A 20,026-nucleotide genomic window follows, 5' to 3' on the forward strand; every position below is an offset into this window, starting at 1 on the left:
AAGGATTTTTATGGATAAATATGCTGTTTGGGGAAATCCCATTGCTCAAAGCAAATCACCACAAATTCACCAAATTTTTGCCCAACAAACTCAGCAAACATTAGACTATGTGGCAATGCTCGGTGATGAACAACATTTTGAACAACAACTCCTCGGCTTTTTTGCTGAAGGAGCAAAAGGTTGCAATATCACCGCCCCATTCAAAGAGCGCGCATTTCAATTGGCGGATCAACATAGTGAGCGTTGTTTGCTCGCCGCTGCCTGTAATACGCTGAAAAAATTGCCCGACGGTACACTTTATGCTGACAACACAGACGGTGCAGGCTTGGTGAGCGATTTACAACGCTTAGGCTGGCTCAAACCGCAACAATCAGTACTCATTTTAGGCGCAGGTGGCGCAACCAAAGGCGTGCTGTTTCCTCTATTACAAGCGGAACAAAAGATTTTGCTGGCTAACCGCACCTTAGCTAAAGCAACGGAATTAGCGGAAAAATTCAACGCCTACGGCAATATTCAAGGTTGTACCCTTACTGATATTCCCGTGCAAAAATTTGATCTTATTATCAATGCCACTTCCTTAGGCTTACAAGGTCAAACCGTAGCCATTGATCCAACCATTTTGCAACAAGCAGGTGCGGTGTACGATATGCAATACAGCAAAGGCGAAGACACGCCCTTTATTGCCCTTGCCAAACAGCAAGGTGTACAGCATTATAGCGATGGCTTTGGAATGCTTGTTGGTCAAGCTGCCCACGCCTTTCATTTATGGCGAGGGGTAATGCCCGACATAACGCCCTTGATAAAATGCCTTTAATCCGATTAAACCGAATAAAATACCTCGCTAAATAGGCGAGGTTTGTTTTTATGGCGGAAAGATAAAGAAAAGTGCGGTCATTTTTTATAAAATTTTTTGAATTTTTCTACTAGTTTTTTATTCGGCAATATGTTGGCATTTTTAGCACGATTATTTATCAACCCACTAAAATAAGCATATAAAACTAAAAACAAACCAATTTACAAAATAAAAAACTACTCTAATTCAAAAACAACGATATAAATATCCAATTTTGCGTATTTTTTGCTATTGACTAAAATTGATATTCCGCTATATTCCTAGCCTTTACATTTCTTTAACGTTTAATCAGGTGGTACTATGACACAGTCAGCAAAACGCGAAACCTTTTCAGGAAGCCGCGCATTTATTCTTGCTGCTATCGGTTCTGCTGTAGGGTTAGGAAACATTTGGCGTTTTCCTTATACTACATACGAAAACGGTGGTGGTGCATTCATTATTCCTTATCTTGTTGCCCTTTTAACTGCGGGTATTCCACTCTTATTCCTTGATTATGCTATTGGACATCGCCATCGTGGTGGTGCGCCGTTATCCTATCGTCGTTTTAACCGCCATTTTGAAACCTTTGGTTGGTGGCAAGTTATGGTGAATGTAATCATCGGGATTTACTATGCCGTAGTATTAGGTTGGGCAGCGAGCTATACCTATTTTTCCTTGAACGCGGCTTGGGGCGATCAACCTATTGACTTTTTCTTGCACGACTTTCTAAAAATGGGTGATATATCCCAAGGGATCAGCTTTGAATTTGTGGGGATAGTCGTCGGTCCATTAATTGCCGTTTGGCTTGTTGCCCTTGGTGTCTTAGCGCTTGGGGTGCAAAAAGGGATCGCAAAAACCTCATCAATTTTAATGCCTTTATTAGTAGTGATGTTTATTATTCTTGTTGTTTCCTCGCTATTTTTACCCGGTGCAGCAAAAGGATTAGATGCCCTCTTTACGCCAAATTGGTCAAAACTTTCTGACCCAAGTGTGTGGATTGCGGCCTATGGGCAAATCTTCTTCTCTCTATCAATCTGTTTCGGCATTATGATTACCTATGCCTCTTATTTGAAAAAAGAATCGGATCTAACTGGAAATGGGCTAGTTGTTGGTTTTGCAAACAGTAGTTTTGAACTATTAGCTGGAATTGGGGTATTTGCAGCGCTAGGCTTTATGGCAACCGCATCAGGACAAGAAGTGAGTGAAGTGGCGAAAGGGGGAATTGGTTTAGCCTTTTTTGCCTTCCCAACGATTATCAATAAAGCTCCATTTGGTGAAGTATTAGGGGTATTATTCTTTGCCTCCCTCACCTTTGCTGCATTAACCTCTTTCATTTCTGTTATTGAAGTGATTATTTCTGCTATCCAAGATAAATTGCGTATGCGCAGAGCAAAAGCAACTTTTATTGTTGGTCTGCCAATGATGGTGATTTCAGTGATCTTATTCGGCACAACAACAGGTTTACCAATGCTTGATGTGCTAGATAAATTTGTCAATTACTTTGGTATTGTTGCTGTTGCATTTGTTTCATTAGTCGCCATTGTAACAAATGAAAAATTAGGGCTTTTACAAAAACACTTAAATGCCACCTCTTCCTTTCAGGTTGGTTTTTTCTGGCGTTTATGTATTGTTTTAACCACAGGTATCTTAGCATTTATGCTATTAAGTGAAGGTGCAAAAGTCTTTACAAACGGTTACGAAGGCTACCCATCTTGGTTTGTGAATACCTTCGGTTGGGGAATGGCAGTTGCCCTTGTTGTCATTTCATTCCTTCTTTCACGATTAAAATGGAAAGATGAAGAATTATTCAATCTTAAAGAACACGGCAAAGGAGAACAATCAAATGAGTAATAGTGCAATTATTATGATGGTCATCGCTTTAGTCATCATTTGGGGAGGATTACTTTTCTCCATAAAAAGATTACCTAAAGAAAAATAAAAATACGCATAAAAAAATAGCCACAAATGATGTGGCTATTTTTAACACTCATTTTATTGTCCTGTCAAATAAGATTATCCCATTTTAAAATAATGCCAAATTATATTCACACTGAGCATTCCCATTGCATTACCTCGCCTTCTTTTAAACTGAAAGAATCATAGAAAACAGCAAATCATATATCTAAAAATAGAATAAGGCGTATCTTAAAATAAGATACGCCTTATTAGCTTAAAATTAAGCGGCTATATTATTCTTGTTCAGTCTGTTTTTCTTGTTTTGTATGATAAAAATAAAGAAAAACTAAGCCAATTGGCGCAATTATCCAACTAAACATAAAACATATTAACATTGTTACCATTTTTGTTATTAATAACAAAATGGCATTCACAATAAATACATTCTCTCCGAAAATATAACCGACTATACTTTCATAAACAAAACGAGAATAAGGATACAATAGCGTGAAAATCAAGAACATTAATGTTGAAAGAATGAATTTATGATCAATAATCCCCTTTCCTGCATTAAAGATTAGTAGTTCAAGCAATATAAATATCACTACTCCAAAGAAAAGATGGCGAAAATAATATGCTTTATTTAACCCTCCAAAGGTTTTACTGATAAGTGACATCGTATTCTCCTAATTAGCACCTAAAACAGGTTCATTCTATACCGAACCTAAAATAGGTGCAATGAAAAAATTACGAACCTCAATTCACTCAGAGGAACAACAATTCCTTCGCCAATTATTTATTTCTCAACGAAAATCACTGGGGTTATCACAACGTGCCTTAGCAGAGCGTTTAGGTGTGATCTATTCTTTGATTGGGAAAATTGAGACAGGGGATCGCCGTCTTGATGTTATAGAATTTATGGATTACTGCTTTGCTTTGGAACTTGATCCTAATGCGGTATTGCAACAAATGAAAGCAAAATTTTATCCATAACTAACGTGGGTTATTCCTAAAAAAGTCCACAAAAAAAGCACCGCACTTTATTTTCAGCCGTGCGGTGCTTTCTATCTATTCGTTTTTCAATGAGTTTTTAACTTAGAAATTACGCCACGAGTTGTTTTAAAATACGGCGAACAGGCTCTGCAGCCCCCCATAGTAATTGGTCACCAACAGTGAAGGCTGCGAGGTATTCAGGCCCCATTGCTAATTTGCGTAAGCGTCCTACTGGTACGCTTAATGTGCCTGTTACTTTTGCAGGGGTTAATTCGCGTAAAGTGGTTTCTTTATCGTTTGGAATCACTTTCACCCATTCATTGTGAGACGCAAGAATTTGCTCAATTTCGTCTAATGGCAAATCTTTTTTCAATTTGATGGTAAAGGCTTGGCTGTGGCAACGTAATGCGCCAATACGCACACATAAGCCGTCCACTGGGATTGGATTGTCACTTAAACCTAAAATTTTATTGGTTTCTGCATAGCCTTTCCATTCTTCTTTCGTTTGCCCTGTTTCCGGTAATAATTTATCGATCCAAGGGATTAAACTACCGGCAAGTGGCGCACCAAAATTATCAATTGGGAAGGACGCATCACGCATTTTTGCCGTTACTTTGCGTTCAATATCTAAGATTGATGAAGCTGGATTTGCTAATTCAGCTTTAACAGACGCTTCTAATTCCCCCATTTGCACTAATAATTCACGCATATTTTTTGCACCCGCGCCAGAGGCAGCTTGGTAAGTGGCAACGGATACCCATTCCACCAAATCACGTTCAAATAATCCGCCTAATGCCATTAACATTAAGCTCACTGTACAGTTTCCGCCCACGAAGGTTTTTACACCATTTTTTAGCCCTTCACTGATCACATTCTGGTTTACAGGATCAAGTACGATAATTGCATCTTTGTCCATACGTAATGCCGAAGCTGCATCAATCCAATAGCCGTTCCAACCTGTTGCTTTTAATTTTGGATAGACTTCATTGGTATAATCGCCCCCTTGGCAGGTAACGATAATGTCTAATTTTTGTAATTCCGCGATGTCAAACGCATCTTTTAACACACCAGCTTCTTTGCCCGCGAAAACAGGCGCTTTTTGACCTGCTTGTGAAGTGGTAAAAAAGATAGGGTTGATATTCGCGAAATCATTTTCTTGCTGCATACGATCCATTAGTACGGAACCCACCATTCCACGCCAACCGATAAAACCAACGTTTTGCATAAAATTTTCCTTATAAGTAATGTTGTGTTGAAAATAAAATCTGGATGAATTATGCCCAGTAAAACGGTTAAAAGTATAACCCTTCGGCTTTAATTCACAGGAAATTAATTACGTTAAACCGTGCAAAAAAACGTACAAGATAGCGTAAACAAAAGCAAGCATTTTTCTAAAAAAAGTTGCGAATAATTGATCTTTCTATAAAGAATACTCAATTTAGCTCGGCGAGCGTTGAAAAAATTGAAAAAGGAAAGAAAAATCCCCTTTTTACAAGGCAAAAGGGGATTAAAAGAACGAGAAAAATTAGCTGTATTTTTTTGCCGATAACCACGCGGCGATGTAGCCCAAGAGCGCGCACATTGCGAGTAAAAATAGTAACTCGCCAATCATTATGCCGTGTAGCTCAAAATTTACCGCAAAAATTTCCGTCACATATTTCACCGCACTTGTAAAATAGCCAATCACAATGGCACTGAACACGCAAGCCAATAATCCTCCTAGGACGGCATAGATCATACCTGTGTAAAGGAAAGGACGTAGGATAAATTGATCTGTGGCACCAAGCAATTTCATCACTTCAATATTCGCTTTGTTGCTATACACATCAGAGCGAATACTGTTGCCTATCACGAGAAAAACGGAAATAGCCATCAAAAGCGTGCAAACTACCGCAATATGTGCAATGAGCCACGAAAGTGCGGTGAGTTTTTCCATTAAATTATTATCTAAACGCACTTCTTGCACGCCTTTTATTTTAGCTAAGTTTTCCCTTAATTCATTGCGTTTTTGGCTTTCATTATAGTCTTTGCTTGGCTTAATAATCACTACCGCAGGCAGCGGATTATCATCGAGAATATCCAAACCTTCACTAAAACCAGACCAGTTTTTAAACTCATTAAGGCTCTCTTGACGAGAAATATAATTTAGACTTTCTACCCCAGATTGTTGGCGAATTTTTTCCACCACTAAATTAGCATCGGCTTCCGTGAGATTTTTATGCAAATAAACGGTCAGTTCGCTTTCAGGATAAAATTGTGTGGTGGCTTGATGAATATTTTTCCATAACAAATAGCTCACCGTTGGCACAGTTAGCGAAGCGGCGATCACGAGAATGGTTAATAGGGTGGCATATTTTTTCTTAATTAGATCTGCCAGCACCGCTCGTAGCACATAATGGGTTTGAACCCACCAAGACGCATTAATTGGACGAGAACTCATTTCACTTTCCTTAACGTAAATGACCTTGTTCTAAGATTAAACAAGGTTTTGGTTTGAGTATATATATACTATATGACTAATATTGCTAGATCAAAAATGATCTTTCAAGAAAAAATATAATACTTCATATATAAAGATAACTTATAAAAAATATTCTTCATAACATCGTGCAGAAGTCATTTAGCTCATCATCTTAAAATAGAATGTTTAGTCAATTTCTTTCACTTTATATTTCATTGTTTCAATTCCCAATCGCTACTCATTTTGTGATCTAGTTCAAAAAGTTAGAATCTCATCGTTTCAAGTTTATTTTTTTTTGCTAATATTATTTAAAACATTGTTTTATTATTAACCAATTTGGAGATTTCTATGCGTACAACCAAAAAACTACTTTTAACAGCGTCATCACTATTACTTTTATCTTGGCAGGCTGAGGCTGCTAGTATCAATGCAATTCTTTCTTGGGAAGATGTGCGTTATAACGATGATTACAATAGTGATGGTTATAATACGGGGGTTGCTCGTAATTATCATGGTTATCGTTTAGATACAACGATTTCTCCAGATAATTCTAATTGGTCTTTTACTTTTGGTATTCGTCAAAATCGTAGCAAGGGTTATAACAAAATTGTTGATGATACAAATCCACTTTACAAAAATGATAATCCAAAACCACAAATTAGCCAGCTTATTGGTCAGAGAGATTATCAACGTTTAGATTTTGGCGTGGGTTATTGTTATCGTTTTAACAAAGGTTGGGTACAGCCGTCATTTAATGTTCGTCAAGATAAAACGATCAATATTAATGGTAACAATGATACTGCTGATTTCTATAATATGGATCTTACCTATAACTATAATATTGCCGATAGATGGGTGCTAAATGGCCGCTTTAAGCCTGAAGTGATTAAATATGAGTACAAACGTAACAAATTGAGTTCTAATAACTCTAAAGATCAACAAATTCACCAACGTGCCACTCGATTTGGTTATGAAATAGAGCAAGGGTTACGTTATCTGGTTACACCAAATCTTAATTTTGAAATTGCTTACAATGATATTCGTAATCGTCGTGATGATAATGCACAGTGGGAAAATTCTAGCTTAACCGAAAGTAATCCGCAATTACGCTTATATATGACTTATAAAACCAATTTTGGCTTAACCATTTCGCCTTATTTCCGTAAGTCTATTTTTGGCAAAATTAAAGTGAAAAGTGAGTTTGCTGACACCGTGGAAAAACGCGATCAAACTCGTTATGCCTTTAGAATGAACTACCAAATTAATAATAACTTTATGATCTTAAGTGAATTTTACAGGGAGAATACGAAGTTTCTTAACACAGATAAACAAACTTCGAAACAAAATTATTTACGTTTAGGTATGCGAGTAACCTTTTAACGGAAAGCACAACAGGAGTGATTTATGAAAAAACAATTAAAATTATTACCTTTGGCAATAGCAGTAAGTGCAGGATTATATGGTTTGCCAGTAGTAAGCGTTGCAGCGAGTTGTACCTCAACATTAAATACGACTCAAGTTGTGGAAGGTGGAAAAGCTGCTTATTCTAATCAGGCTTGCGTTAATGTGGCAGATGGAAATGCCATTGAGATTAATGCAAAGGGGAATGATAAAAGTAAAGAAAAAGAGTATCAAGGGCAAATTTTAATTAGAAGTGATATTGCAGCAGAAAATGGTAGTGCTTTATTGTTAAAAGAAAATGTAACGTTACGTTATAATTTATTTGTTGGAGGTGCAGATAAAGCCTCGATCAAAGAGGCTTCCTTAGTTGGTCGGGTTGGTATTGATTTTCAAGGAAGTGAATATCATGGCTATGATAAAGAATCAGATCGAAATGGAATACTGATTCTTGATGGAAATTTAGTTAAAGGAAGTGAAGCGGCTATCAAGATAAAAAATGGTCCTAACGGTTCATATGATTTACCTATACGCTCTTATGCTGGCAAGATAGATGGAAATATCCTAGTTGAAAATCCAGGAAGTAAAAAGGTGATCGTTTATTTATTTCCTGCTTCTTTAACCGCAAACCAAGATAAGTATAATAATATATTACATTCCGAAATAATAAAGGGTGTAGCTCTTATTAAGAATCAAGATAATAGTAAATTAATAATTCAGACTGGTGATAATGGTTCTAATTGGAATGAGGCAGAATTTGTTTCTTTGGCAAAAAACGCATTAAATTTTGAAACAAAGAGTTCTGCATTAGAGAAATCGTTATTGAAAGTTGCTAAAGCTGATATTAAAAATAATGAAATTATTGTCAAATTAACAGATTTAGTTAATTCTGATAATAAATTAGATGCACTTTCTTTAAGTGGTGGTAGTCAAATTGAGTTTGTATTGTTAGATACACAAAATGGAGTTTCAGTTAACGATAACGTTGTAAAATTAGTTAATTCTAATGGACAAACTTTAGATATTTTGGAAAGTTCTTCTGATTTTGGCTACGACCATATGCAATTAGTAACAAACGGAAGTAAAACAACCTCTAAAGTTGAAGGAAATCAATATAAAGTTACTTATGCTTATGAAGGTGGATCTCGTTTAGATATTAATGCTCCAGCAGGGCAAAGTGCGGAATTAACAAAATCTGCTCTTGATAAAATCAATGCTCAAACTGATCTTAAATCAATTAATAATAATGGTAATTTGATTATTGATCTCGCTAATGGTGAACAAATTGATTGGAAAAACCTCACTTTCAATTCAAAAACAGCAGATGATACTTTAGCTTTCAAATTATCTGGTGTCGATAAAGATAAGCCGGCTAATTTTAGTGATGCGTTCTTATCTGTTGGAAAAGTAAACATTGAAAATAGCACAGTAACATTGCAGCTTAGTGATTATATTTATGATGAAAACTCTTCTAATACCGTGCTTAAAGCCTTCGATAAGAAGCAGTTGCTTAACTTAGTAGATAAAGATAATTCTAATGTTGCTTTGGCCACGGTTAAAGTTCTTGATCAAAATGGTCAATCATTAAGTGATCCAAAAACAACTGAACTTGCTGAGAATATTTCTTCTACTCATAAGAATGGCGCATTAACATTATCTTCAGAAGATTATAGATTTGGTTATACTGATGAAAGTTATGAATTAACCTTAGATAATACGGCAGGCGGTGCGGTGCCACATTTAACCACTGCATTACAAGCGGGTATGGAAGGAAAAAATTATACCGCAGTAACAAATAAAGGCGATGCTATTATTGATGTACCTTCATCTGGCGTTAATTTAGGGAATGCAGTATTCACCTCTGGTAATACTGCTGGGGAACTCACTTTGCAGGTTGCGGAAAAAGCAATAGAGTCGGCATTATTGACAGCTGATTCTATCAATGTAGCAAATGGACAACTTATACTGAAATTTACTCAAGATGGTGTAACAACAGACGATATCACTGATAAAGAGTATGTATTATTTAGTGCAGATAATGGAGTTTCCGTTTCTACAGATGTTGCAAACATTGATTTAGTAAATAAGAACGGTGAGTCATTATTACAAAAAACTGATGAAATTTATGCCCCAGAGGGAAGTTGGCAAGTCGCTAATCATAAAGCGGGTAAATTATTAAATACAGAACCAACAAATAGAACACAGTACAAAGTTCGCTATCAAGCTGGCGATGTTGAGTTTTTAGCCCCTCAAAGCCGAGATGCGTTTAAAGCGTTATTACCAACATCACAACAGTCATTTGTTGGTTATATTTTAGAAAAACGTTTAGATGGGCTTGGTGGTCAAGCTGACAGCTTAATTCGTTCGGCTCGGACTAATGATGAAGCTAGACAACTTGCAAATCAGATGATGCCAGATCTAAGTGGAGCGGAAATTAATGCTGCATTAGTTTGGAGTGAGCAAATGCGTTCACATATTGAGCAACGGACTTTGGCTTATCGCCATCAATTACCAAGTTACGAGCGTGAAGATGGTTGGAATCTATGGGCGAACACCTCTTTTGCTCACGGTAAGAACAGTAGTGATTATGGATATAGTTTAAATCGCTATGGTGTGCATATTGGTATGGACCGTCAAATCAATGATGAAGCATTAATTGGTTTCTCTGTTGGTGCTAATCGAAATAATATTTCACCTGATACAGGTAGTATTGAGAAAAAAATTACCCAACTCACCTTTATGCCTTATTTTGAATGGAAGGGAGAGGATTATTTCGCTGGAGCAAACTTAATCGGTGGAACGTATTCCGTTGATAGTGAACGTAAAATTGGGAATACTACGGCAACAGGAGATTATTCAGGTTTCCAAGTAGGGTATCAATTAACAACAGGGATTGATACTGAACTTAAAGGATTACATTTACGTCCATTTGTTAGCTTGAAACATCAGTGGTTCAGCAATTCAGGTTGGAAAGAAACAGGTTCTCCATTTGCGTTATCTGCAGACACTCAAACATATAGCGCTCGCCATATTGGTGGAGGTGTTTCATTATGGAAACGTTTTGATCTCGAAATTGGTAAATTTGTACCGAGTTTTGATGTTCAATATTACAGACAATTTGGTGGTTCAGACTACGATGTGAATTATCGTTTGAGTGATGATACAACAACACCTACACAAGGTAAATTTACTATTGGTGGCGTTGCAGGAACTCAATTCTCAACCAAACTTAATGCGCGTTTAGATATTACTGAAAACTTGAATATTTCAAGCTCATTATCATATAACAAATTTGGTAATTATAAAGAAACGGCATTTGGTTTAGGTATCAGTAATACGTTCTAAGGAGTGGGGCAATGTCAGGTAAAATGAAAAAATTTTCTGTTTCGTTATTGGCATTTGCCCTGTCTGCTTCTATTGGAGTAGGCAGCAGTTTGGCAAGTCAAACTAACGATCCTAATAATATTATGCAGCCGAAGATAGAGGCTTTCACTAATAATGCAGTACTTAAAGATTTTACAGTAACTAAAGGAAGCCAGCTTTCACTTACTCAGTTACGTTCTATTACAGGAAAAACTGCACTAGAGTGGAATTGGACGGGAGGCAGTAGTATTGTTTTTCATCGTAATTATTATGTTCCTACTGATGAAGAATCTCGTCAGGCTTGGGGAAGAAAAGCGACACCATTGTTTTCTTTCTTTATTTATAATGAAACGCCAATTGATGACTATTTAGTCGTTGATCTAGGACAAGGTGTAACCGCTTATAATTCAGGTGATGCAGGCTTACGAGTTAAATTAAATTTTAAAGGATGGCGTGCTGTAGGTGTTTCTCTTAATAATGATATGGAATATCGGGAAATGCTAGGTGCAGGTGCCGCTGGGGGAACCTCTGATGGCAGTGGTGTAGGGGGAGATGGACCTGCGTTTTCTTTAGCAAGAGGAATTGGTAGCCGTGTTGATTCAATTCGATTTACAGCTCCAAGTGCGGTAAAAAAAGGACGCTTTTTTATCGATCACATTATGCTATCTGTCGATGATGCGCGTTATCAATGGTCAGATTATCATGTCAAAACACGTATGACAGAGCCTGAGGTAACTTATAAATATAGTAAATTAGCTAAAAGTTCGCCAGAAGCTTTACAGCGTGATCTTAATCAGGTAGAAAATCGTTTTAGAGATTTTCTATTAAATGAAAACGATCCTCGTTTTAAAGAAAACATTAACTTCAGTGAATTACAGAAGAAATTTAATAGTTTTGAGATTCATAAAAATGCAGAGGGTGTAATTACTGGGCGACACGTATTGACAGGTAAACAAAAAGATCGTTACCAAGCAGATCATATGCGACCAGAAGATAAAAAGCTTTTTGATGAATATATTGATCTTGCAGATTATTCAACTTTAATGTACAACATTAGTCGAGCTTATAGTAAAACTACGGACAATAAAAAGCGTCAGGCGCTCGCTAATATGTATATTTTATTAACTGAGCATTTAATTGATCAAGGGTTTGCAAAAGGAAGTGGTTTAATCACTACGCATCACTGGGGATATAGTTCCCGTTGGTGGTATTTATCTGCTTTCTTAATGCGTGATGTATTGGCAAATGCAGGTTTACAAAAACCAATTTATGATGCTTTATTATGGTATTCTCGTGAGTTCAAAGAAAGTTTTGATATGGCATTAACGCCAGATAGCTCTAACTTAGACTATTATAATACCCTTGCTCGTCAGCATTTAGCATTACTTTTCTTAGAAAATAATGAAAAAGAACGTGCACGTTTAGTCGCCTCTTTTGCAACTTATGTAAGTGGGTCATTATCACAAAATGTTCCTGGCACAAGAGATGGTTTGCGCCCTGATGGTACAGCGTGGCGCCATTATGGTAATTATCCAGGCTATTCATTCCCTGCATTCCCAAATATGGCAGCGCTTGCGTATCTATTCAGTGGGACTGTATTTGCAATTAAAGATGACGCTTATCGTAATTTGAAAAAAGCGCTTGTTTCTGCTTGGATTTATAGTAATCCTAACACGGGGATTGGATTAAGTGGGCGACACCCATTTGCAACAGAATCCCTTAATACTATCGTTGATTCTTACCGTTGGTTAGCCTTAGCTAACAAAGGCGGTGTAGATACAGAATTAGCAGGAATCTATCTGAATATTGCAGGAAAGACGGCAAAAGATAGCAATGTAATTTTTAAACGTCAAATATCTCCAGCCCCATTACCACAAGGATTCTGGGCATTTAATGGTGGTGCTTTTGGTATTCATCGTTTCAACGATAAAATGGTTACATTAAAAACTTATAATAGTAATGTCTGGTCCTCAGAGATTTATTTTGAAGAAAACCGTTATGGTCGCTATCAAAGTAATGGTTCAGCACAAATCCTGTCACATAAAAATCCAAAACTTCAAGGGTTCGTTGAGGAAGGGTGGGATTGGAACCGTCTGCCAGGCGTAACATCGATCCATTTACCGCTCAGTAAATTAAATAGCCCAATTACTCATACATTAATGTTACGTGGTGAAACACCTTATAATGGAACTTCATCATTACAACAAAAATATGGAATGATGGCGTCTCATTTACTTTCACCATCTGGATTAGAGCGATTTGATTCTCGTTTTACGGCGAAAAAAACCGTGTTAGCGGGTGGTGATCATCTTATTATGGTGGGAACAGATATCCGAAGTAGTAACAATAATAAAGATGTAGAAACAACCTTATTCCAATTATCTAATGAAAGCAGTGGTAATGCTATGTTAAATGGAAAAACAATAAGCAGTGCCACACCAATTAGTTTCAAAACTGGTGATTGGTTAATTGATGGTGATGGCAATGGCTATTTAGTGACGAATGCCCCATTAGGTTATGCAGTTAAACAAAAGCAAAAATCTATACAAGGCGAACCTGATGTTCGTTATGTAGGAATGGAGCGTAAAGCAACGGAAGGTGTATTTAGTTCTGCGTGGTTAGATCACAGTCAACAAGGTAATAATGCAAATTATGAATATCTTGTTGTATTAGATGCTACACCAGCCAAAATGCAGAACTTGGCTAATGACTTCAGAAATGGGAAGAAACCTTATGAATTTAGCGCCCAAAGTAATGCACATATTGTGAAAGATCATCTAACTCAGGTAAATGGTTATGCCTTCTATCAATCAGGCAATATTACTGATGATTTAGTTAAATCTGTTAATATGCCGGCGATAGTAATGACTAAGCAGGAAGCGAATACATTAACGGTGAGCGGTGTAACAACAAATCTGAATATTGATAATGGAAAACGTCCTAAACCATTATTCGTTAAAGTTACACTCAATGGTGCTTGGAAAGTAAAACAAGCTAATCCTAAGGTACAGGTGAAAGCATCAGGTTCAACTACAGATTTGATTTTCTCTAGTTATTTTGGGTTGCCTGAAGAAATTATTTTACAACAAGAATAAGCGGCTAAATAAAGATTAGACTGTTAGGTAAATTAATTTCTAAACACCTATTTTTACCTGACAGTCTAATTAGAACATTGATAGCATTCATCATTAAACTGAACATCTGTATTTACTAATCAGACGAGAACTCATTTCACTTTCCTTAACGTAAATGACCTTGTTCTAAGATTAAACAAGGTTTTGGTTTTTGTTGAACAATATTAATATCGTGAGTGGCAATTAACACCGTCATACCAAGGCGGTTAAACTCTTCAAATAAATTAAAAATATCGAGAGAAAGCGCGTTATCTAAATTGCCTGTTGGCTCATCGGCAAGTAATAATTGAGGCTTATGTACAATGGCACGAGCAATATCCACGCGCTGTTGTTCTCCACCAGATAAATGGATAGGCAAGTGATTGGCACGATCACGTAAACCAACACGATCTAACGCGGCTAAGGCTCGACTTTGTGCTTCTTTTGGATGAATACCTGAAATAATTAATGGTAATGCCACATTATCAACAATACAACGATCAGCAAGCAGACGATAGTCTTGATGCACCATACCAATTTGGCGACGTAAAAATGGCAATTCGTGTTTAGACAAACGTGTAATATCGTGTCCATTAAACCAAATTTGCCCGCCATTCGCGCGCTCCATTCCCATAATGAGTTTCAATAAGGTACTTTTTCCCGCGCCAGAATGCCCGAGAACATAGGTCATACTCCCTACGGGAAGATGAAAGTTTAATCCCTGCAAAGCAGGCTTGCCGCCTAAATAAGCCTTGCTGACATTTTCAAAGCGTATCATCGTTGTTATCTCTTTTCTTTTATGTTAAGCGGATGATTATAACGGATATTCTCATTTTTTGAGCAGAAATTTATGGGATAAATGGCAAATATTGTCTATGTAGCAAAGGGTTAAATTATGGACTTAAACGCTTAGTCAAAAATGAAATTTAAAAATAAAACCTAAATTTCAATTGATATAGGTTGCTTTTATCACTTGATGATTTTTTGTATAATGCAATCGTTTTCGCTATTTTCAGATTGAGAGATAATCTATGTCAAGACCACTAAACTTTGTGATGATTTCACCCCATTTTCCAACTAATTTTGAAACCTTTGCCGTGCGTTTGCGTGAAAATGGTTTCAATACCTTAGGTATTGCGGATACGCCCTATGATCAATTGAGTGAAAATTTACGCCGTTCACTCACTGAGTATTATCGTGTGGATAATATGGAAGATTACGATCAAGTTTATCGTGCGGTAGGCTATTTTGCGCATAAATATAGCCGTATTGATCGCATTGAATCGCACAATGAATATTGGCTTGAGCTAGATGCTAAACTTCGCACCGATTTCAATGTGTTTGGTTATAAAAATGAAGATATGAAATCCATTAAAACCAAATCTCAAATGAAAGAAATTTTCCGTCAAGCAGGCTTAAAAGTAGCGAAAGGGCGAGTGTTTGAAAATGATGAAGATGCCAGAAAATTAGCGGACGAATTGCATTATCCTGTAATTATCAAACCCAATTCTGGCGTGGGCGCGAGCGATACTTACAAAATCAAAAATACGCAAGAATTGGAAAACTTCTTCCAACATAAAAATCCCAACGTGGAATACATTATGGAAGAGTTTATTGATGGCGATATTGTTACCTTTGATGGCTTAACGGATCGTGACGGCAATATTGTGTTTTATTCTAGCCTTGAATATTCCGAAGCAGTACTGGATACCGTAGAAAAAGACGGTGATATGTTCTATTACGTTCCGCGTGAAATTTCGCCCAAATTAGTCGAACTTGGTAAGCAATGTGTAAAAGCCTTTAATGTCAAAGAGCGGTTCTTTCATTTCGAGTTTTTCCGAGTGAAAAAAACCAACGAATTATTGCCACTAGAAGTAAACTGTCGTCCACCCGGTGGCTTAACTATTGATATGTGGAATTATGCCAACGATTTTGATGTGTTTAATGAATATGCGCATATTGTGAAAGACAATCAATTTAATGCACAAATTACCCATCCTTGGAATGTCGTCTATATCTCTCGCAAGGCAAATCAGCATTATGTGCATTCCATTGCTGAAGTGTACGAAAGATTTCCTCACAATATCATTAGCGTACAACAAATCCCCGGTGTGTTTGCCAAAATTATGGGCGAAGAAGGGATTTTAGCGCGTACGCCAAGCCTTGAACAAATGCGTGAAATTATTCAATTTGCCCATCAAAAACAATAGGAGGAAAAATGTTTTTTGAACGCCGTCATCATTGGAGCGGAGAGCTAGGCAGGGAAATGCCGTTTAATGTTTATGGACACAGTGGCAAGCCCGTGATTGTTTTTCCTTCATCGGGGGGAAATGAAAATGAATATGGCAACTTTGGAATGATTGAGGCGTGCCGTTCTTTTATTGAACGAGGCTTAATTAAATTTTACACGCCCGATTCTTTTGATAAGGAATCTTGGCTTGCCGATTATAAATCTGGGCAGGATATGGCGCAGGCACATAATGCTTATGATCGCTATATTATCAATGAGTTAGTACCATTAATTCGCCACGAATCTCAATGGCAAGGTGCAATGATCGCCACAGGTTGTAGTATGGGCGCATTCCACACCATTAACTTCGCCTTACGCCACCCTGATCTCTTTGACACCGCCATCGCCTTAAGTGGCGTGTATGATGCGCGTTTCTTCACAGGGGAATTTCACGGCAATGCGGAAGTCTATTTTAATTCTCCCATTGATTATTTATGGAATCAAAACGATCCGTGGTTTCTCAATCATTATCGTAAAAATCATTATATTGTGGCCGTTGGACAAGGTGCGTGGGAGGAACAACATATTGCTGACACAACCCGCCTACAACAAGCGTTCCAAGCGAAAGGTATTCCTGCTTGGTTTGATTTTTGGGGAAATGATGTGGATCACGACTGGCCTTGGTGGCGTATACAAATGCCTTATTTTTTAGGGAAACTAGAAGAACAAGGGTGGTTAAAATAAGTAAGACGGCGGATTAATATTCCGCCTTTTTTATTAAACCCTATTTATTCAGTAAAGAAAAATGCAAAAACTCGACAAAATGATCAGCCCAGTGCATTTCGTGATGAATTTCATTTGCCATAATACGTAATCGAATATGATCAAGTGGATGTCCTGTTCGTAACAAAGCCTGATAATAACGCAAGGTACAATCAATATAGGTCTGATTCATATTGGAAATAAATTGTGAATCCATTTCATCGCCCTCATTAGTGCCAACTTGAATAAAGACGCGACTTTCTTTTTGTAAAGGATGATAATGAATGAAATCCATAAATGCCGCTTCACTAAACCAAGAAGCAAGAGAAAATACCCCTAAATGCCCAAAAATATGCGGGTATGCAGCCCCCATATAAGCGGTAATAATCCCTCCCATTGAACTACCTGCAAGCAACGTATTTTCTGCGTTCGGTAAAGTGCGGTAGGTTTTATCAATAAATGGTTTAACTTCATTGACTACCCATTGGGCATATTCCACACCTCGTCCACCAACATTGCGTACTTCATCGTTATTGCCTACATCAGTCCGCCAAGGGGCATATTCATTTAAACGCTCCGATCCTGCATTATCAATCCCAACAATAATCAGTTTTGGTAATTGTTGATAATGCTTGATGGTAGGAATAATTTTCCACGAATGCCCTGAATAAGATTCTTTGCTATAAAACACATTTTGCCCATCGTGCATATAAAGAACAGGGTAATGCTGCCAAGGCTCATTATGATAATCTTTTGGCAGCAATACGCGTACACGGCGGTGTTGATGGTAATAAGGCACATAAAGGAAATGCTCTTGCATTTCAAGATAATGGTTAATGACATTCATTGTTTTGACTTCTATAAAAAACGCTGGCAAATCCAGCGTTTATCAATATTATTTTCTTGCCAATGGTGGCACAAAAGTAATGCCCATATCCCAAGGTTGTTCAATCCAAGTATTTTGTGGAATATCAATCACATAATCATCAACCAACTCTGCCCCTGCTGGTTTAGCAAAAACAGTCACAAAACGGGCGTTAGGATAAAGTTCACGGATAGCACGTGCGGTATTGCCTGTATCAACGAGATCATCCACCACAATGAAACCTTCACCGCCATTAGGTACTTGGGCGGCGTGTAAAACGTTTAATTCACCTTGTTGATTATGATCATAACTTGCAATACAAACCGTTTCTACATGGCGAAGACTTAATTCGCGCGCTAACACCGCAGCAGGGAATAACCCTCCACGACTAACTGCAATAATCCCTTTCCATTGCGATGCGGGTAACAAACGTTCTGATAATTTACGTGCGTGCATTTGGAACATATCCCAAGTCACAACATATTTTTCACTCATAACTCACCTTAACTAAAAAAAGCGGAAACCGCCCAATAAATAAAATTGCGTTAGGATAACGTGAAACCCGTTTTTATGCTATTATTTTAGTAAATTTTTTTGATTTAGGAGACGAAAATGTCAGAAATACAACAACTTCAACCTAATTTATTATGGAAATGGTTTGATCAAATTTGTGCAATACCTCACCCATCTTATCACGAAGAAGCACTCGCCAATTTCATTGTAAATTGGGCAAAGGAAAAACACTTTTTTGTTGAGCGTGATGAAGTCGGAAATATTCTCATCCGTAAACCTGCCAGCAAAGGAATGGAAAATCGCCCATCGGTTGTGCTACAAGCACATCTTGATATGGTGCCACAAGCGAATGAAGATACCCCACACAATTTCCAAACTGATCCCATTCAACCTTATATTGATGGTGAATGGGTTACTGCCAAAGGCACAACCTTAGGTGCAGATAATGGTATTGGTCTTGCTTCTGCACTTGCCGCTTTAGAAGAGGAAAACCTTGCTCACCCAGAGTTAGAAGTTTTGCTTACAATGACCGAAGAACAAGGTATGGAAGGCGCAATTGGTTTACGTCCAAATTGGCTCAAAAGCCAAATTATGATTAATACCGATACTGAAGAAAATGGTGAAATTTATATTGGTTGTGCCGGTGGGGTTAATGCTGATCTTAATATTCCGATCCAACAAATAGAAAATACTTATACGCACAGCTATCAACTCGTACTAAAAGGCTTACGCGGTGGGCATTCTGGCGTAGATATTCATACTGGGCGTGTTAATGCAATTAAAACTTTAGTACGTTTTCTTGCTCATCTACAACAACATTACCCACAAATTAATGTTGCTATTAGCCAGTTTAATGGTGGGTCAGTGCGTAACGCCATTCCTCGTGAAGCATTTGTTACCTTATGTTTTGATGGTGATATAGCGCCATTACAAAGTGCGGTAGAAAATTTTGCAATATTATTAAAAACGGAATTAGCCATTGCCGAACCTCATCTCCAATTATTTTTACAACCCACAGAAAAACCACAAACAATTTTAGACCGCACTTCACAAAATAAGGTTATTAATTTATTAAACGCCCTACCAAACGGTGTAATCCGCAATAGTGATGCCGTAGAAAATGTGGTGGAAACCTCGTTAAGTTTAGGTTTAATAAAGAGTGAAAATAACCACCTTCACGCAACAATTTTAATCCGTTCATTAATTGAAAGTGGTAAACACTATGTGCAAGAAACCTTACAATCTTTAACTGAACTTTGTGATGCGGAAGTGGCATTTTCTGGTGATTACCCCGGTTGGGAACCTCAGCCAGAAAGCAAAATTTTAGCCTTAACAAGCCAAATTTATGCTGATATTTTGGGTTATAAACCTGAAATTAAAGTGATTCACGCAGGATTAGAATGTGGATTATTGAAAAAAATCTATCCAAATTTAGATGTTGTGTCTATTGGACCAACCATCATTAACGCTCATTCTCCTGATGAGAAAGTGCATATCCCTGCCGTACAAACCTACTGGCAATTACTCACCAAAATTTTAGCTGAAGTGAAGTAATTCATTAAAACATAAGTGCGGTGGAAAATTTGGAGATTTTTTACCG

At 37.4% G+C, this 20,026-nt stretch carries 16 protein-coding genes; 10 read left to right on the top strand and 6 right to left on the bottom strand.

What is annotated here, in order from left to right; genetic code table 11:
• Positions 1-10 precede the first annotated feature (10 nt).
• The 3 genes from aroE to L5B83_RS10145 all read left to right on the top strand — a co-directional run bounded on the left by aroE (position 11) and on the right by L5B83_RS10145 (position 2,771).
• Complete coding sequence (aroE, locus tag L5B83_RS10135; RefSeq protein ID WP_265778439.1) at positions 11-814, top strand: shikimate dehydrogenase; 804 nt, start codon at positions 11-13, stop codon at positions 812-814.
• Between the two features lie 339 nt (positions 815-1,153).
• Positions 1,154-2,683: a sodium-dependent transporter gene (locus tag L5B83_RS10140; protein ID WP_265778440.1), complete on the top strand. Its 1,530-nt coding sequence runs from the start codon at positions 1,154-1,156 to the stop codon at positions 2,681-2,683.
• Positions 2,676-2,771 (top strand): methionine/alanine import family NSS transporter small subunit, encoded by a 96-nt coding sequence (locus L5B83_RS10145; RefSeq protein WP_265756063.1) that lies wholly within the window; start codon positions 2,676-2,678, stop codon positions 2,769-2,771. The genes L5B83_RS10140 and L5B83_RS10145 overlap by 8 nt, the downstream gene beginning before the upstream one ends.
• Positions 2,772-3,021: 250 nt before the next feature.
• Here L5B83_RS10145 and L5B83_RS10150 read toward each other — a convergent pair whose 3' ends face one another.
• Positions 3,022-3,405 (bottom strand): hypothetical protein, encoded by a 384-nt coding sequence (locus L5B83_RS10150; protein WP_250351254.1) that lies wholly within the window; start codon positions 3,403-3,405, stop codon positions 3,022-3,024.
• Between the two features lie 61 nt (positions 3,406-3,466).
• Between L5B83_RS10150 and L5B83_RS10155 the strand changes: the two genes are divergently transcribed.
• Positions 3,467-3,721, top strand: coding sequence for a helix-turn-helix domain-containing protein (locus tag L5B83_RS10155; RefSeq protein WP_265778441.1), 255 nt, complete (start codon positions 3,467-3,469; stop codon positions 3,719-3,721).
• Positions 3,722-3,830: 109 nt separating this feature from the next.
• Here the strand turns inward: L5B83_RS10155 and asd are convergent, their stop codons facing one another.
• Together asd and ftsX are read right to left on the bottom strand one after the other, a co-directional pair.
• Entirely contained in the window at positions 3,831-4,946 is a 1,116-nt protein-coding gene (gene asd / locus L5B83_RS10160) for an aspartate-semialdehyde dehydrogenase (protein ID WP_265762959.1), read from the bottom strand.
• Between the two features lie 300 nt (positions 4,947-5,246).
• Positions 5,247-6,161 carry a permease-like cell division protein FtsX gene (ftsX, locus tag L5B83_RS10165; RefSeq protein WP_265778444.1) on the bottom strand — a complete coding sequence of 305 codons (915 nt, stop codon included), beginning with the start codon at positions 6,159-6,161 and terminating at the stop codon, positions 5,247-5,249.
• Between the two features lie 369 nt (positions 6,162-6,530).
• On the opposite strand from ftsX, the gene L5B83_RS10170 reads away from it, so the two are divergent.
• Genes L5B83_RS10170 through L5B83_RS10180 form a run of 3 tightly spaced genes read left to right on the top strand, consistent with a single transcriptional unit; the run spans position 6,531 to position 14,038 of the window.
• Positions 6,531-7,562, top strand: a complete 1,032-nt coding sequence (locus L5B83_RS10170; RefSeq protein WP_265778445.1) for an outer membrane beta-barrel protein — start codon at positions 6,531-6,533, stop codon at positions 7,560-7,562.
• A gap of 24 nt (positions 7,563-7,586) precedes the next feature.
• Positions 7,587-10,925 (top strand): autotransporter outer membrane beta-barrel domain-containing protein, encoded by a 3,339-nt coding sequence (locus tag L5B83_RS10175; protein WP_265778446.1) that lies wholly within the window; start codon positions 7,587-7,589, stop codon positions 10,923-10,925.
• Positions 10,926-10,936: 11 nt separating this feature from the next.
• Positions 10,937-14,038, top strand: a complete 3,102-nt coding sequence (locus L5B83_RS10180; RefSeq protein WP_265778447.1) for a chondroitinase family polysaccharide lyase — start codon at positions 10,937-10,939, stop codon at positions 14,036-14,038.
• A 145-nt stretch (positions 14,039-14,183) separates the two neighbouring features.
• On the opposite strand, the gene ftsE is transcribed toward L5B83_RS10180, so the two are convergent.
• Entirely contained in the window at positions 14,184-14,834 is a 651-nt protein-coding gene (gene ftsE, locus L5B83_RS10185; protein WP_250351156.1) for a cell division ATP-binding protein FtsE, read from the bottom strand.
• Between the two features lie 253 nt (positions 14,835-15,087).
• Here ftsE and L5B83_RS10190 point away from each other — a divergent pair, with 253 nt between their 5' ends.
• Both L5B83_RS10190 and L5B83_RS10195 read left to right on the top strand, forming a co-directional pair.
• Positions 15,088-16,266, top strand: a complete 1,179-nt coding sequence (locus L5B83_RS10190; RefSeq protein ID WP_265778448.1) for an ATP-grasp domain-containing protein — start codon at positions 15,088-15,090, stop codon at positions 16,264-16,266.
• Between the two features lie 8 nt (positions 16,267-16,274).
• Positions 16,275-17,030, top strand: coding sequence for an esterase family protein (locus tag L5B83_RS10195; RefSeq protein ID WP_265778449.1), 756 nt, complete (start codon positions 16,275-16,277; stop codon positions 17,028-17,030).
• A gap of 40 nt (positions 17,031-17,070) precedes the next feature.
• Here the strand turns inward: L5B83_RS10195 and L5B83_RS10200 are convergent, their stop codons facing one another.
• On the bottom strand, positions 17,071-17,895 hold the full coding sequence (locus tag L5B83_RS10200; protein ID WP_265778450.1) for an alpha/beta hydrolase: 825 nt from the start codon (positions 17,893-17,895) through the stop codon (positions 17,071-17,073).
• Positions 17,896-17,943: 48 nt separating this feature from the next.
• Positions 17,944-18,408 carry a xanthine phosphoribosyltransferase gene (gene gpt, locus L5B83_RS10205; protein ID WP_250363800.1) on the bottom strand — a complete coding sequence of 155 codons (465 nt, stop codon included), beginning with the start codon at positions 18,406-18,408 and terminating at the stop codon, positions 17,944-17,946.
• A gap of 117 nt (positions 18,409-18,525) precedes the next feature.
• On the opposite strand from gpt, the gene L5B83_RS10210 reads away from it, so the two are divergent.
• On the top strand, positions 18,526-19,980 hold the full coding sequence (locus L5B83_RS10210; RefSeq protein WP_265778451.1) for an aminoacyl-histidine dipeptidase: 1,455 nt from the start codon (positions 18,526-18,528) through the stop codon (positions 19,978-19,980).
• Positions 19,981-20,026 lie beyond the last annotated feature (46 nt).

Origin of the sequence: Avibacterium sp. 21-599, assembly GCF_026226765.1 — a bacterium.
Classification (GTDB): domain Bacteria; phylum Pseudomonadota; class Gammaproteobacteria; order Enterobacterales; family Pasteurellaceae; genus Avibacterium.

What these genes read in the sequence shown, in the direction of transcription:
- gpt (WP_250363800.1), bottom strand. Translation starts at nt 18,408, where the DNA reads ATGAGTGAAAAATATGTTGTGACTTGGGATATGTTCCAAATGCACGCA.
- L5B83_RS10195 (WP_265778449.1), top strand. Translation starts at nt 16,275, where the DNA reads ATGTTTTTTGAACGCCGTCATCATTGGAGCGGAGAGCTAGGCAGGGAA.
- ftsX (WP_265778444.1), bottom strand. Translation starts at nt 6,161, where the DNA reads ATGAGTTCTCGTCCAATTAATGCGTCTTGGTGGGTTCAAACCCATTAT.
- aroE (WP_265778439.1), top strand. Translation starts at nt 11, where the DNA reads ATGGATAAATATGCTGTTTGGGGAAATCCCATTGCTCAAAGCAAATCA.
- L5B83_RS10210 (WP_265778451.1), top strand. Translation starts at nt 18,526, where the DNA reads ATGTCAGAAATACAACAACTTCAACCTAATTTATTATGGAAATGGTTT.
- L5B83_RS10175 (WP_265778446.1), top strand. Translation starts at nt 7,587, where the DNA reads ATGAAAAAACAATTAAAATTATTACCTTTGGCAATAGCAGTAAGTGCA.
- L5B83_RS10140 (WP_265778440.1), top strand. Translation starts at nt 1,154, where the DNA reads ATGACACAGTCAGCAAAACGCGAAACCTTTTCAGGAAGCCGCGCATTT.
- L5B83_RS10190 (WP_265778448.1), top strand. Translation starts at nt 15,088, where the DNA reads ATGTCAAGACCACTAAACTTTGTGATGATTTCACCCCATTTTCCAACT.
- L5B83_RS10155 (WP_265778441.1), top strand. Translation starts at nt 3,467, where the DNA reads ATGAAAAAATTACGAACCTCAATTCACTCAGAGGAACAACAATTCCTT.
- ftsE (WP_250351156.1), bottom strand. Translation starts at nt 14,834, where the DNA reads ATGATACGCTTTGAAAATGTCAGCAAGGCTTATTTAGGCGGCAAGCCT.
- L5B83_RS10200 (WP_265778450.1), bottom strand. Translation starts at nt 17,895, where the DNA reads ATGAATGTCATTAACCATTATCTTGAAATGCAAGAGCATTTCCTTTAT.
- L5B83_RS10180 (WP_265778447.1), top strand. Translation starts at nt 10,937, where the DNA reads ATGTCAGGTAAAATGAAAAAATTTTCTGTTTCGTTATTGGCATTTGCC.
- L5B83_RS10150 (WP_250351254.1), bottom strand. Translation starts at nt 3,405, where the DNA reads ATGTCACTTATCAGTAAAACCTTTGGAGGGTTAAATAAAGCATATTAT.
- L5B83_RS10145 (WP_265756063.1), top strand. Translation starts at nt 2,676, where the DNA reads ATGAGTAATAGTGCAATTATTATGATGGTCATCGCTTTAGTCATCATT.
- asd (WP_265762959.1), bottom strand. Translation starts at nt 4,946, where the DNA reads ATGCAAAACGTTGGTTTTATCGGTTGGCGTGGAATGGTGGGTTCCGTA.
- L5B83_RS10170 (WP_265778445.1), top strand. Translation starts at nt 6,531, where the DNA reads ATGCGTACAACCAAAAAACTACTTTTAACAGCGTCATCACTATTACTT.